Genomic DNA, 14,555 nt, shown 5'->3' with positions numbered 1-14,555 from the left:
CGAAATTGTTCTATAGAAGCGAAGCGGGGCAAGAGATCTATCGTTAAAAAGGGGGGGAAAGAATGAAGGATCAAATGCGGCGCAAAAGCCAGACGAAAGGAAAAACCATTATGCTTCAGGGTACGGCATCCGATGTGGGTAAAAGTCTGCTGACTGCTGCCCTCTGCCGGATTTTCATGGAAGACGGCTGGACGGTAGCCCCTTTTAAATCACAGAACATGTCTCTGAACTCTTACGTTACTCCGGATGGCAAAGAAATAGGACGGGCCCAAGGGATGCAGGCAGATGCATGTCGGATAGCAGCTACAACGGACATGAATCCCATTCTCCTAAAGCCGAAGCAGGATATGGTGTCACAGGTCGTGGTTCACGGCAAGCCATACAAGGATTTGGATGCCAGAACGTATCGCGAATCCTACCTGAAAGAAGCAGAAGGTATAGTTAAAGACGCTTTGCACAGGCTCCGGAGCCAATATCAGCTGGTGGTGCTGGAGGGGGCGGGAAGCCCCGCCGAAGTTAACCTAAAGGACAGGGATATCGTCAATATGCGTCTGGCTGGCTGGGCTGAAGCACCAGTCATTCTCGTGGCGGATATCGACCGCGGGGGCGTCTTTGCCTCGTTGGTCGGGACAATGGAAATATTGACGCCGGAGGAACGAGAGCGCGTGAAAGGTTTTATTATTAATAAATTCCGCGGAGATGTTACCCTGCTGCAGCCTGGACTTGACTGGCTTGAAAAGAAAACCGGCAAGTCAGTGCTCGGAGTCATTCCTTACCTGGAGCGCTTGGAGCTCGAGGATGAGGATTCGGCTTCCATCAGCAGCAAGTGGAAGCAATCCAGGCCGAGAGACGAGCAGTCGCTGGATATCGTCGTCATTCGTTTACCGCGAATATCCAATTTTACCGACATTGATCCCTTGTTTGAAGAGGAGGATGTCCACGTCCGTTTTGTCTCGGAACCGGAGCACTTTGGCCAGCCGGACGCTGTAATCATACCGGGGAGCAAAAATACGATAGAGGACCTATGCTTCTTAAGAGAGAGCGGCTTGGAGCGCGAAATCTCCCGCCATGTCGAAGGTAACGGATTTGTTGTCGGGATATGCGGCGGCTATCAAATGCTGGGGCAGCATTTGGTGGACACCCATTTTGTCGAATCCAGCCGGGAGCATATGGAGGGCTTGGGCCTGCTTCCATTGGAAACCAACTTTACGGTACACAAGAAGACGGAACGCATTATCGGCTTTGCTGAAGGGTGGAACCCCCATAAAGCGATTCCTATCACAGGCTACGAAATCCATATGGGCGTAACCCGATTTCTAACCCCGGTAGAGCATCCCTTTATGGTCAGAAATGAGCGTGGAGGCGAGCTGCAGGATGATTTTCACCCAGAGGGGGCTATGACCGCAGATGGCCGAATTTGGGGAACTTATCTGCATGGAGTCCTGCATAATGACGAGTTTCGAAGAAGCTGGTTGAACCGCATTCGGGTAGAAAAAGGCTGGCCGGCAAGACCGGGCACCCTGCTGTTCGGACAGCGCCGGGAAGCGGCCTTTAACCGGCTGGCCATGCATGTGCGTGAACATTTGGATATTGGGCGAATTTATGAGATGATAGACGGTAAAGAGAAGCCGGAGCATGATGTGAAAGAGCTGGAGAGGGGTTAACATTGGAAGGATTGGACGGGTATTACGAGCCATTGGAATATACGGTTGCCCAGCATGAAGAAGGGATCTTGCTAAAGACAATTATGCAGAGCCGGATGGGGATCTCCCGCAAGCTGCTTTCAAGGTTGAAGCAGACGGACAAAGGAATTACCTTGAACGGGGAAAGAGTGTACATAAATGTAAAAGTAAAGGCGGGCGACCGTATCGCTCTTTATATGGAGGAAGAGGAGTCCGAGGACATTTTACCGCAAGCTCTTCCGCTGACCATTCTCACAGAGGACCATCATATCCTTATCGTGAATAAACCGGCAGGGATGATTGTACACCCAACTCACGGGCATTATATTCATACGCTGGCCAACGCCGTTGTTCATCATTGGCAGGAGCAAGGACGGCGTTACCGGTTCCGCCCGGTTCACCGGCTGGACCAAGAGACATCGGGCGTCCTGGCGATAGCCAAGAATCCTTACGCTCATCAGCAGATATCGGAACAAATGAAGCAGGGCAGCGTAGAGAAGGAATATTTGGCGCTAGTCTACGGCCGGCCGCAGCAGGCGCAAGGAACGATTCACGCCCCAATTGACCGTGACCCCCTCGCTCCCCATTACCGGATCGTAACTCCTAGCGGGTACGAGGCGATTACCCATTATGAAGTTGTGGAGGAGTTTGCTCAAGCATCTCTTGTAAAGCTTCGGCTGGAGACTGGAAGAACTCACCAAATTCGCGTCCATATGCAATCCATAGGCCATCCTTTACTTGGTGATAAAATGTACGGGCTGGCGCCTCAATCGGACCCTCTGCCAGCGCTAATTGACCGTCAGGCTCTGCATGCCTGGAGACTTGGCTTCGATCATCCGGGAACAGGAGAACGGATGAGGTTCGAGGCGGATTTGCCGGAAGATATGGTGCATGTAATCAGGCAGCTAAGAATAACAACTTGAGGAGGCATAGGCAAAGATGAAATTAACCATGTATGGGTATCCCAAATGCAGTACTTGCCGGAAGGCATTAAAGAAGCTCGAATCTATGGGACACGAGGTCGACATGATTAATGTATTTGAGCAGGCGCCGTCAGCGGATACGATCGAGAAGTGGCTGCAGCAAAGCGCAGTAGAGCCGCGGAAATTGTTCAATACATCAGGCGAGGTTTACCGTGAAATGAAATTAAAAGACAAGCTCGGTTATATGAATCGGGAAGAGATGGTCGGTCTGCTGGCTTCAGAAGGCCGGCTGATTAAACGTCCGGTAGTGACGGGTAATGGGCGAATCACAATCGGATATAGAGAGCCTGAATATGAGGAGGTTTGGACTTAAGCCTTCGACAAATATGCATTCGGGCACGGTAAAGGGAAAGGGGGGGCTGATTTGGAGGGAAAGCAAAAAGAGAGCAGTGATCTGCTGCAATGGATAGGCCGGACGCGCACCGCCGTTCTGGAGCGGGTGAAGGCACTCCTTCCCTTTGTAAAAATGGGCTCCGTAGGAGGCGCGATACTGACTATGCTAGTTTCGGTAGGCGCTTATGCCCTTATAGCCCCCCTGCAAATAGCTGTTGGCTTAGTCATCATGGTGCTAATTCACGAATTAGGCCATGTCCTGGCTGCAAAGCAGAAAGGTCTTCCGATGTCCGCTCCCGTATTCATTCCGTTTCTTGGAGCCCTCGTTAACATGAGGCGCCAACCCCGCGATGCCGCCACTGAAGCTTATATTGCAATGGGCGGACCCTTGCTGGGCACAATTGGTGCCGCTATCTCCTTCTGGCTTGGCTATACGCTCGAGCTCTCCTTATTCAAGGCTTTGGCTTACATAGGGTTTATATTAAACCTGATTAATCTTTTGCCCATTCATCCGCTTGACGGGGGACGGATCGCTGTTGCGGTAAGCCGTTGGCTGTGGTTAGTTGGTCTCACAGTAGGGCTTCTGGTCATCATTTACTTCAAGCTGTTTGTTCTCTTTATATTTTGGCTGCTGTTTGCGCTTGATTTGCTGCGCAAGGTAGTGCTGAACCGCTGGATTTCTCCTGTTAAAAGCTTAACAGCCTCCTACCAGCTGCCGGTAAGCTGGGTACAGGAAAGAGGAGACCAGCTCCCAGAGAAAGGAACCCGCAAGGAATTGGCTTATGCAACGCATTCTGAACTGGACGGCAAACAGCTGCTGTTTTTTCTTTGGCCGGAGATTGGCCTAAGAGGTATGCTCGTAATGCCGGCCCAAGCCATTATCGTTGGGGCTCAAGTCACCGACCTGGAATATCGGCAAAAGAAAGAGGAGACTTATCTGCTCGTTCACTGTCGTGTTGAATTTACACATTATGAGAATGATCAATATTTTCAAGTTCCCGTGCGATACCGATGGGGGTTAGGCACGGTATATGCAGTACTGTTTGCTTATCTGGTAACGATGCTGTATCTGTTGTCCCGGAATGGGCTTCCGATTGAAGCTTTCTCACGAGGTTAAAGGTCAGAGGGATTAAACATTAATGGAGGAAAACACTATGCCTCGCTTTTCATCACAACGATTACATCAGCTAGGCTCAGCTATTTTCAGTGAAGTTAGCGAATGGAAGAAAGAAGTGCGGGCTGCAGGCAAGGATATTATTGATCTTGGCATCGGAAGCCCGGATCTGCCTCCTTCACCTGGCATAATGGAGTCCCTGCGTGAAGCCGTCTCCGATCCGTTGGCTTATTCTTATCCAGGCACGCGCGGTATGCCTGAGTTTTTGCAGGCTGTAGCCCGCTGGTATGCTCAACGGTTTCAAGTGAAGCTTAATCCTGAAACAGAGATTGTGTCTCTGATGGGTTCCCAGGATGGACTGGCGCATCTGAGCTTGGCGGTTGCCGATGCCGGCGATATAGCGCTTATTCCCGATCCCGGGTATCCGATTTATAGCGCAGCTCTCGTGTTAGCCGGGGTTACGCCATACTTGATGCCGCTCAGACAGGAGAATCAGTTTTTGCCCGATCTAGACGATATCCCGGAAGACGTGGCAAAGAAAGCGAAATACATCTTATGCAATTATCCAAGCAATCCATCGGCAGCGGTTGCGGATCTGGCCTTTTTTGAAAAGCTTGTCGCATTTGCCCGGCGTTATGATCTGTTAATCGTTCATGATCTGGCTTACTCGGAGATGGCTTTTGACGGCTTTATTCCGCCCAGCATTATGCAGGTGCCCGGTGCCAAGGAAATAGCTGTCGAATTCCATTCCTTATCCAAAAGCTTTAATATGGCAGGCTGTCGAATTGCCTTCATGGTCGGATGCCCGGAGGCTGTTCAGGCGCTAACGATGCTGAAGTCCAACATTGATTACGGAGTATTTGAAGCTGTGCAGCGGGCGGGGATAACTGCGCTGGAGGAAGATCTTGCAGGCAGAGAGCCGGTTGCTGGTGTGTATGAGAGCCGCAGAAATGTCTTGGTCAGCAGCTTGAAAGAAGCTGGCTGGAGTGTCCCCTCTCCTAAAGCGACAATGTTCATATGGGCGCCTATTCCAGAAGGCTGGACATCTCGACAAATTTCCCGGGAAATTTTGTATCATACGGGAGTTGTCGTAATTCCGGGAGATGCGTTTGGCCAGCAAGGAGAAGGATTTGTCAGAATTGCTCTGGTGCAGCATGAGGAAAGGCTGGCAGAAGCGGCATTGAGGCTGAAACCATTTATAGACATGCAGCGTCAGTCTGGCCGTTGGAAGCTTCCTGCACTTTCTTAAACAAGCCTCTATACGGGGTGGACTAAAATAGGAATAGGATTGTGGAATAGCAAAGCGTGATCGAAAGAGCTTTTCAACCCGGGGCCTTCCCAACCGAAATATCTTTCCGGGTCCGGATTTTGGTCTGGAATTTTGTATATAGGGCAAATTTAAAAATGCTTTTAACGAAGCCTAAGCTCATTCGAAGTCGAATAACCCGGTAATAACGATAACTTTTCATGTCAGTTAGAAAGCGTGTTTTTCGGATGTCGAATATTTATACTCGAATAGAAGAAAAGGCCGTAAAATGACGGCCTTTTTGTCGTTGGCATTCTATCCATATTAAATATTATACAAAGCGCTGATTTAGATGGTGAAAGAAGGAGGAGTAGAGAATTAAATGAATCCGGACATCCGATTAACCAACTATACTTGCCAACTCCTTTAGCTCGAAGAGTGATTTCGATACTCTGCTACCTAAGCTGCGCTATTTGTGCATATCAATTTAGGCTTAAGGCTTAACCGCTTTTGGTCGCAGCAAGCGTGACCGCTTGGCTGACAAAGCCTCCGGTCTGGGCGAGCAGCTCTTTGGCCCTTACGAAATCGACCTTGCCGAGCAGCATGACGATCGCAGTCTTGACATGACCCTGAGCGGCAGCATAGGCTTGATCCACCTCTTCGGCCGATGCTTTTGTAGCCATACGAATAATTCGTTTGGCCCGGTAAACCAGCTTCTCATTCGATGGATTGAGATCGACCATTAAATTGTCATATACCTTGCCAATGCGAATCATAGAGGTTGTGGTCAGCATGTTTAAAATCAATTTTTGGGCTGTTCCGGATTTCATTCGAGTAGAGCCTAAAATGACCTCGGGTCCGACAACAGCCTCTATCATATGATCGGCGATGGCGATCATCGGCGTGTTCGGGTTGTTAGTCAAGCCGATGACCTTGGCTCCCCGCCTGGACGCTTCCTTCATGGCTCCAAGTACATAGGGCGTACGTCCGCTGGCAGCTATGCCGACGACAACATCGTTATTGGTAATGCCGCTTTCGATCATGTCCTGGATGCCCTGCTCTTCGCTATCCTCGGCTCCTTCTACCGGATTCTTCACCGCCTCGAAGCCACCGGCAATAATTCCCTGAACCATGGAAGGGGGAGTGCCGAATGTAGGTGGACATTCAGAAGCATCCAGTATGCCCAATCTTCCGCTTGTGCCGGCACCGACATAAAACAAACGGCCGCCATTAGTAAATGCTTCAACTATATAATCAGCGGCCGCGGCGATAGAAGGGATGGCTTCCTCTATAACGTCAGCGATTAGCTTATCCTCTGCGTTAATCAGGCGGATGATTTGCTCCGAATTCATCTGGTCAATATGACGTGTTCTTGGATTAACCTGCTCTGTCGTCAGTTCATTAAGCAAATTTTTCATGATCATGAACTCCTTTACTGTTCATTGATGTCCGACTGTTTTTACTCTCCATGCAGCGCTATAGCCAGTTTTGCCGCACCATAAGCGGGTGTTCGCTGGGCAAGATGTATGGTGACAAGCGGCCAGGCGGCATGAAGCTCCTCTTGAAACAGATGGAAGAACAAACTGGAGTGTTTAAAGATGGAACCGGCAGCCACCAATTGTTCCTGGGCAAACTGTTTATCTTTGGCGATCAGGGCTGCGCTTTGCCGCGCTAATGCACGGGCTTGCTGCTGCAAAATAGCAAGAGCAGCGGGATCATCCTGTTCGGCGGCACGTAGGCAATATTGAGCAAAAGAAGCGATATCGCTCTTGCGAATGTGATCTTGGTATATATAGGCCCTTAATTCGGTGATTGATTCCCATTGGAAGGCATCCAGCAGGAGTGGTGTAATAGCGGTTGGCGGGTCCAAGCCATCATAGCTGTTCATAACGGTTTTTAAGGCCTGCAGCCCGATAGCATATCCGCTGCCTTCGTCACCCAGCAGGTGACCCCAGCCCCCTACGCGATATCGTTCTCCTGCCAAAGTAATTCCATATACGATAGATCCGGTCCCCGAGATGGCAATGAGTCCGTTTCGGCGAGATAAGGTGGCCATCAAGGCAATTTCCGCGTCATTGGTTATTGTTAAAGGGACTGGAAAGGGAGAAGAGGAAAAGAGCTCCTCCACAGCATCGCGAAACGGTACCTGCTCTTCGGGCATGGCGGCTCCAGCCAAACCGATGCAGACCCCCCGGCATTCCATAGAAGCTAGTTCTTTATGGGACAACAATTCACTAAGCAGTCCGGTAAGATTGGAGACCGCCTGGGAGAACCCTAGCGACCGAGGATTAGTGGACGATCCTGTCAGGGTAAGCAAGGTTTGCCCCGACCGATCGCAGCAGACAATCTCCGTCTTCGTTCCCCCGCCATCAACCCCAATAAAAAATGGCATAAGCGCACCTACTTTGGCATGTAGTTTCTTTAATTTCATGTCATTTCAAGATTCGAGACATTGTGGTTCCATTTCATCCGTATAACTGGCATACAAAATGGAGCAGTAGGAGTGAATGGAGCACAATGAGCAAATGGAAACAAACGGAAACAAATGGAGCGCAATGAGCTAACTGTAAACAAATAGGGCAAAGCAAATGGAACACAATAAACAAAAGGATCTGAGCAAAATGAACAAAACAAATGGAGGCAAATAAGCAAAAGATCCAATGTAGTCCGAAACTATGAATAACAGTTGTTGCAGCGGGCAGTTGGCGTCGTTTGCAGTCTGCTCCGAATTGCAGCTTGCAGCCTGTTCACCATTGGTTCGAAATTCTAACGCTCGCAGCGGTCCTTATTTGAGAAAAATCAGAGGGATAAAAATTGTAACGCTTGCCATGGTCCTTATTTTGCTTCAACTCGCGGTTTTCTGGGCCAGTTGTCACAAATAAGAGCGAGGGCGAGCGTTAGCGACCGATGAGCGCCTGTCACGAGCGTTAATGTTAGTATAATCTTTTTAAGGGGCTATCTTCACCCACATCATTCACTGCAATGCTGGACGACTTTCGGGGCAGCCTCTTCGTATCTGTTTGTATGGATTTCAGCGTAACTGGATAATAAGTGAATGAATACTTCACTCGCACTATAAGTGCACGAATGTTTCGCCGTCCGCCGTTGCTATAGAGGCCGAAGAACAACCAATGTTGGTTCGAAACGTTTTGCCTAGTAAGGTTCTGCCCAGTAGGCTCCTGGAGGGAGCTAATTCTCGTAAACCAGGAGATTATCTCCAGCTAAGCTAAGCAGAGCTAACGTTCCGATGTTAAAAGTATAAGGCATTGGCTGGAAAATGTAAAATTAAATTTCATATAATAAACTATATATTGAAATATTATTTTATATCCCTTATAATAATGTCGAGTGGAAGCGGTTGCACATGCCGGCGGATACTGTCTCTTTATTCTGTCTGTTTATAGCAAAGCTTACGATAAGTTTGGCTAGAAATGAGCTATCCCCTTCTACTGACACGGATACTTGGTTATGGCCGGAGAGAGCTGGCCTGGAAAGAGTCCTGGGATGACAGGCTGGAACGAAATTGCAGTGATTTGTTTCTGTGTAACCAATTTTATAGGCAGAGGTGGTCGGAGTGACAGCAAAACGGGTGATTACCGGAGCAGAAAATCTGCTTAATAACGAAAAGCGCTACGTGGATGGGAAGCGTGTTGGCTTGCTTACCAATCCAACGGGACGAACAGGCGATCTGCAGTCCGTTATTGATTTATGCGCACAAATGGAAAGCTGTGAATTGACTGCGCTGTTTGCTTGCGAGCATGGAATACGGGGAGAAAAGCAAGCCGGAATCCGCTTTGAGGACGAACGGGATGAGCAGTGGGATATACCGGTTTACAGTCTTTATGGGGAACGGAAGAAGCCTACAGCGGAAATGCTGGGAGAGGTAGACGCCGTTCTTTTTGACATCCAGGATTTAGGACTTCGTTTCTATACTTATTTAAGTACATTAATTTATACGATGGAAGCATGTGCAGAAAACGGCAAGGAGCTTATAGTACTTGACCGACCTAACCCGCTAGGCGGGGAACGCTGTGAAGGAGGCTTGCTCACTCCAGGAATGGAGTCGATGGTAGGAGCATGGGCCATGCCGATCCGGACCGGACTGACGATTGGGGAATTTGCCCGTCTCGTTAACGATGGTCTGCCGAAGAAATGTGACCTGGTGGTCGTTCCGCTGGAAAACTGGAATCGGGCAATGGACTACACGGATACGGGACTTCCGTGGATTTTGCCTTCCCCGAACATACCGACGCTCGATACGGCTAGAGTTTATCCGGGAACTTGTTTTTTTGAGGGAACCCGTTTGTCCGAAGGCCGGGGAACTACTAAGCCATTTGAGCAGATTGGAGCTCCCTGGGTAGACGCGGAGCGTCTGGCCAAGGCTTTGGAAGCCAATCAGCTGCCCGGTGTGCGGTTTTGTCCGGTCTACTTCACGCCGACGTTTTCCAAGCACCAAGGAGAACTATGCGCCGGTGTTCAATTGTTTGTAACGGATAAGGAAAGCTTCCGTCCGGTTGAAACCGGGCTGCATCTGTTGAGAGAGGTCATGAGGCTGCATCCCGATCATTTTGAATGGCTGCCGCCGCGCGCGGAGGGCGGAAGGCCTTTTATCGATCTGCTGACCGGAAGCACCCGGGTAAAAACAGAGCTTGGCGAGCCGGGAGGACTTGAACAAATCGTTGAAGAATGGAATACAGAAGCTCTGGAATGGCAGAACAACAGCCGGACCTACTGGATATATACGTAATAACGCCTTGAGCAGGCTGCTGCGCTTCCTGATCATGATGGATCGCCGTCGGAAGAATACAGCAGCCTGCTTGCATTTTCAGGCACCAGCAAGAGACTGGGGGATCAGCGCAGCAAGATTGGAGCATCAGCCAAGGACTGGGGATCAGCGCAGCAAGATTGGAGCATCAGCAAAGGACTGGTGGATCAGAGCAGCAAGATTGGAGCATCAGCAAAAGACTGGTGGATCAGCAAGGTATATAAGCAGCAGGGCCCTGAGCAGAGTTGCATCATGGAGGACGCGAGCTGCTTTGGTATACAGGAGGGAATCATAGTAATGAATAGCGAAAGCATGAGTTTGAAGCAGCAAATCGGACAGCTTCTGATGTTTGGATTTCAGGGGTATGAGGTTCCGCCATCACTGCAATCCATGATCGAGAAGCAGGAATTGGGCGGAGTCATTTATTTTGCGAGGAATGTGCAGACGGTCGAGCAGGTTGCGAGGCTGAGCGGGCAGCTTCAGCAGCTGGCCAGCGAAGCCGGTGCGCCTCCTTTATGGATTTCGGTAGATCAGGAGGGAGGGATGGTGGCCAGGCTGACCGAAGGGGTTACGCTGTTTCCTGGGCAAATGGCGCTTGCTGCTACCGGAGATCCGCAAAGCGCCTATGATGCCGGTTATATTACGGGTAGTGAGCTCAAAGCGCTGGGCATCAATTTTAATTTCGCTCCTGTCTTGGATGTCAACAACAATCCGGCGAATCCCGTCATTGGAGTACGCTCCTTTGGAGAGCGGCCTGAGCAGGTTGCCCGGTTCGGCGTCTCGCTTATCCAAGGCCTGCAGGACGCAGGAATTGCCGCTACGGCCAAGCATTTCCCCGGACATGGCGACACGGATACGGACTCTCATCTCGGCCTGCCGACCATCTCTCATGCGCGGGAGCGGATCGAGTCCGTTGAGCTGGTTCCATTTCGGGCTGCGGTTGCAGGCGGCGTGGATGTCATTATGTCCTCACATATCGTATTTCCCGAATATGAGCCTAATGGTCTTCCCGCCACGCTGTCCCGGGCTTTGCTAACCGATTTGCTTCGCCATGAAATCGGCTATGAAGGCGTCATCGTTACCGACTGTATGGAAATGGATGCTATAGCCAAGCATTTTGGAACAGCGGAAGCGGCTGTCATGGCCCTGGAGGCGGGAGCCGATCTCATCCTGGTCAGTCATACGCTGGAGCTGCAGCAGGCTGCTTTCCAAGCGATTGTTCAAGCAGTGGAAACGGGAAGGCTGAGCGCAGAACGTATCCGCGAGTCAGTGGACCGGGTGCTTGCTCTTAAAGCGAAACGGCTGTCGCCTGTAGCAAAAGAGGGCGGACCAGCATCCGTGCTGCCGATCCGCCAGGTTGGCTGTGCTGAATACCAGCAAAAAGCGCGCAAGTGGAGCGAAGCGAGCATTACTGTGGTCAAGGACAGTCAAGGGCTTCTCCCGCTAGCTGAGCTTTCCACCCTGGTGCTGTCCTTGTCCCCTGAGGTGTCTACCATTGCGGATGAAAGCTACAGCTCTGAAGAAATGACTTTGGGGCGTGCGCTCCGCGAGCAAGGGCTGAAGGTTGTGGAGGAGCAAATCCGGCTAGCCGATGTGTCCAGGCTGACGGCGGAGCTGGAAGCCCGGGCGGAAGGCTTTCCCCAAGTAATCGTGGCTACCTATAACGCCTGCTTTGACCCCGCTCAGGCGGAGCTGGTCCGCTCACTGCTGCGGAAGGAGCTTAAGGTGATCGTCGTAGCTACACGCAATCCTTATGACGTGCAGTCCATCCCCGAACTGTCCACCTGCCTGCTCACTTATGAAACCCGTCCGCTGGCTATGGCAAGCGCTGCCCGGGTGATGACCGGAAAGCTGAGGGCCAACGGCCGCTGCCCGGTAACGCTAGAGCACGGCGGGAACGAAGGAGGGGAAAGATAATGCTAACAAGCCTGCTTAATCAACCGAGCAAAATTATAGTCGGTCTGATGTCCGGTACTTCGCTGGATGGCATAGATGCCGCCGTAGTGCGGATTGACGGCTATGGTATGGACAGCAAGGTGGAGCTGCTTCATTTCTATTCGAGAGCATATGACGACACTCTGCGAGAGCAGCTGAAGCGGATATGCTCCCTGGACCAATCCTCGACCGCCGACGTCTGTTCCATGAATTTTCTGCTTGGCGAGCACTTTGCGGAAGCGGTACATGAAGCCGTGCATGAGGCGGGCATGGAGATGAGTGAGGTGGATGCCGTCAGCTCCCATGGGCAGACGGTATGGCACATTCCCGAAACCGACCACATGTGTGAGCCGCCCCGTGTCCGCTCCACGCTGCAGATCGGCGATCTGTCAGTCATCGCCAAGCGCACCGGCAAGCTGGTGGTCGGTGATTTCCGCACGGCCGATATGGCCGTAGGCGGGCACGGAGCGCCGCTGGCGCCGTATGCCGACTTCATTCTGTTTCGCGATGAGCGCGAAGGGCGCATCGCCCAGAATATCGGCGGCATCGGCAACTGCGCGGTGCTGCCTGCCGCCGCCCGGCCCGAGGATGTCGTAGCGTTCGATACCGGTCCCGGCAACATGCTGATAGACCAGGCGGTCTATCAGCTGTCCGGCGGGAGGCTCAGCTACGACGAGGGGGGCCGCTGGGCGGCGGAGGGCACGGCGGATATACGGATGCTGGAGCAGATGCTGCAGCATCCGTACTTCCGCCAGAAGCCCGTCAAGACGACGGGGCGCGAGATGTTCGGCAAAGCGTACGCGCAGCAATGGCTGAACGAGGCGGCGGTTCGGCAGCTGTCCGCTGCCGATACAGTGGCCACGTTCACGGCCTTTACGGCGCATTCAATTGCCTCAGGGTATCGCGACTTCGTCCTGCCGCAGACGCCGGCCGCTACCGTCATCGTTAGCGGCGGCGGGGCGCTCAACGCCACGCTGCTGCGCATGATGGGCGAGCTGCTGCCGGAGCTCACCATCCGCATCGCAGACGACTTCGGCGTTTCCGCAGATGCGAAGGAAGCGATAGCGTTTGCCATTCTGGGCAACAACACGCTGCACGGCGTACCGAACAATTTGCCGGTTTCCACCGGTGCTGCCAGCCCGACCGTGATGGGCAAGCTCGCTTTTCCTTAAAGATGCAGATATATTCAGGGCTCACTCTAATAATTAGCGGTTGACAGTATAAGATAGCAGAAGCGGAGGGGAAGAGGGAGTCCAAGCTTTCCGAAGGAAAGCAGCTTCGGGAGCGTGGAAGCGTTCGCCTTTGCCACCGGATTTCAACCGCTGCGGCGGCTATGATTAAGAAATCTGGGGTCAACGCTTTCTGGAAGAAAGCGTATTTCGGGAGCATATGCTAACAGCAATCGGAGGTCCTCTCATTCCCCATAGTGATTTTCTCCTTTGTTGTCAACCACTAGTTTAAGTTTTGAGCCATATTCAGGCTTATTCTTAATATCAGTGCTTGACTTCCAGCGGAGTATGCCGCATGTGTTCTGCCCAGTTATGATTAAGCACATATTCAAGTTTGTGCCTATATCCATATCAGCCATAACAAAAGCTCCTGTATCCCGGGTTTAACCGACCGGATACAGGAGCTAATACGGGTTATTCATCTCCGAATGAGCTTCGTCAGAAGCAATTCTTAACAATATTGCAGATTATTCCATCGGCTGGATCTCATCGGCAGGAGGCGGAGAAATTGGCTCGGATGTAGTCACATGGCCGAGCAAAGATTCCTCAATCTCGCCTTCGATCAGAATTTGGGTCGAATCGTAGCCAAACTGCTTCATAATGAGTGCAATTTGCTCCAGGAGGAACATTTCCCCGGAGGAGCCCAGGTTAGCGTTTTTCAATTCGCTGGAGAAGCTGACCTCGGCAATTCCGCCTTCCCCTTTAACGTACTCAACGACTACGCCTGGAGGAACGAGGTTGCCCAGCCCTTCATGGTCGGGTCCGGCCATCCATGCTTCCAAAGCAGCCTTGGGCAGATCCTCTGCCGACTCTGCGCTTACTTCCCGTTCTACCGAGTAATTGTTCATAAGATCCGTGTCGGTGAAATACAAGGTGACGGTTTCGGTAACCTTATCGCTGGCTTCGTTAGGATCGATTGTATCCTCGTTATTTTCGGCCGGCTCATTTTCACTATTGTTTTCGCCGGTATTATTCGGGTCATTTGGCGGCTGACTCGTAGATGGAGAGCCCCCTTGCGTTGGATTGCTGGGAGGCGCGGTCTGTGCGGGCTGGCCGCAGCCTGCAGTAATCATCATGATGGCAGCGGTAGTTAACAGTATGGTTTTCCATGGTTTTCTCATAGGTGTAAACCCTCCTTTTTGTTTTTGAAGCCTCGCGAAGCAGTATTTTTGAATATACTTCGCACCACTAGTCCGCTTTCTGACCGTCAGGCCATGGTCTTGTGGTTTAATTGCTGATTACAGCTTAAGTATAAAAATGATTTGTAT

The 14,555-nt window shown here is 51.4% G+C and carries 11 protein-coding genes; 8 read left to right on the top strand and 3 right to left on the bottom strand.

Annotated features, from left to right (window positions below):
- The first annotated feature begins 62 nt into the window (after nt 1-62).
- From PSHG_RS09810 to PSHG_RS09790, 5 genes are read left to right on the top strand one after another with little or no spacing between them, the layout of a single operon-like run.
- Nucleotides 63-1,664, top strand: a complete 1,602-nt coding sequence (locus PSHG_RS09810) for a cobyric acid synthase (protein ID WP_010272376.1) — start codon at nt 63-65, stop codon at nt 1,662-1,664.
- 11 nt (nt 1,665-1,675) lie between these two features.
- The gene (locus PSHG_RS09805) at nt 1,676-2,605 is read left to right on the top strand and encodes an RluA family pseudouridine synthase (RefSeq protein ID WP_042121778.1); all 930 of its coding nucleotides are present in this window, start codon (nt 1,676-1,678) and stop codon (nt 2,603-2,605) included.
- 16 nt (nt 2,606-2,621) lie between these two features.
- Nucleotides 2,622-2,978: an arsenate reductase family protein gene (locus PSHG_RS09800; protein WP_010272374.1), complete on the top strand. Its 357-nt coding sequence runs from the start codon at nt 2,622-2,624 to the stop codon at nt 2,976-2,978.
- Between the two features lie 51 nt (nt 2,979-3,029).
- Nucleotides 3,030-4,115 (top strand): site-2 protease family protein, encoded by a 1,086-nt coding sequence (locus PSHG_RS09795; RefSeq protein WP_010272372.1) that lies wholly within the window; start codon nt 3,030-3,032, stop codon nt 4,113-4,115.
- Between the two features lie 37 nt (nt 4,116-4,152).
- Nucleotides 4,153-5,361 (top strand): aminotransferase class I/II-fold pyridoxal phosphate-dependent enzyme, encoded by a 1,209-nt coding sequence (locus PSHG_RS09790; protein ID WP_010272370.1) that lies wholly within the window; start codon nt 4,153-4,155, stop codon nt 5,359-5,361.
- A 497-nt stretch (nt 5,362-5,858) separates the two neighbouring features.
- On the opposite strand, the gene murQ is transcribed toward PSHG_RS09790, so the two are convergent.
- Together murQ and PSHG_RS09780 are read right to left on the bottom strand one after the other, a co-directional pair.
- Complete coding sequence (murQ, locus tag PSHG_RS09785) at nt 5,859-6,776, bottom strand: N-acetylmuramic acid 6-phosphate etherase (RefSeq protein WP_010272368.1); 918 nt, start codon at nt 6,774-6,776, stop codon at nt 5,859-5,861.
- A 41-nt stretch (nt 6,777-6,817) separates the two neighbouring features.
- Nucleotides 6,818-7,750 (bottom strand): BadF/BadG/BcrA/BcrD ATPase family protein, encoded by a 933-nt coding sequence (locus PSHG_RS09780; RefSeq protein ID WP_010272366.1) that lies wholly within the window; start codon nt 7,748-7,750, stop codon nt 6,818-6,820.
- Between the two features lie 1,182 nt (nt 7,751-8,932).
- Between PSHG_RS09780 and PSHG_RS09775 the strand changes: the two genes are divergently transcribed.
- The 3 genes from PSHG_RS09775 (at nt 8,933) to PSHG_RS09765 (ending at nt 13,230) form a co-directional block, all read left to right on the top strand.
- Nucleotides 8,933-10,105 (top strand): exo-beta-N-acetylmuramidase NamZ family protein, encoded by a 1,173-nt coding sequence (locus PSHG_RS09775; RefSeq protein ID WP_010272363.1) that lies wholly within the window; start codon nt 8,933-8,935, stop codon nt 10,103-10,105.
- A gap of 315 nt (nt 10,106-10,420) precedes the next feature.
- A complete protein-coding gene (nagZ, locus tag PSHG_RS09770) occupies nt 10,421-12,040 on the top strand; it encodes a beta-N-acetylhexosaminidase (protein ID WP_042121647.1) in 1,620 nt (539 codons plus the stop codon).
- A complete protein-coding gene (locus PSHG_RS09765; protein ID WP_010272360.1) occupies nt 12,040-13,230 on the top strand; it encodes an anhydro-N-acetylmuramic acid kinase in 1,191 nt (396 codons plus the stop codon). The genes nagZ and PSHG_RS09765 overlap by 1 nt, the downstream gene beginning before the upstream one ends.
- 524 nt (nt 13,231-13,754) lie before the next feature.
- On the opposite strand, the gene PSHG_RS29285 is transcribed toward PSHG_RS09765, so the two are convergent.
- Nucleotides 13,755-14,408: a GerMN domain-containing protein gene (locus PSHG_RS29285; protein WP_010272358.1), complete on the bottom strand. Its 654-nt coding sequence runs from the start codon at nt 14,406-14,408 to the stop codon at nt 13,755-13,757.
- Between the last annotated feature and the right edge of the window lie 147 nt (nt 14,409-14,555).

The organism is Paenibacillus senegalensis JC66 (genome assembly GCF_000285515.1).
In the GTDB taxonomy this organism is placed as follows: Bacteria; Bacillota; Bacilli; order Paenibacillales; family NBRC-103111; genus Paenibacillus_L; species Paenibacillus_L senegalensis.
The sequence above is the reverse complement of the archived record's forward strand: the minus strand, read 5'-3'. Positions and strand labels throughout refer to the sequence as shown.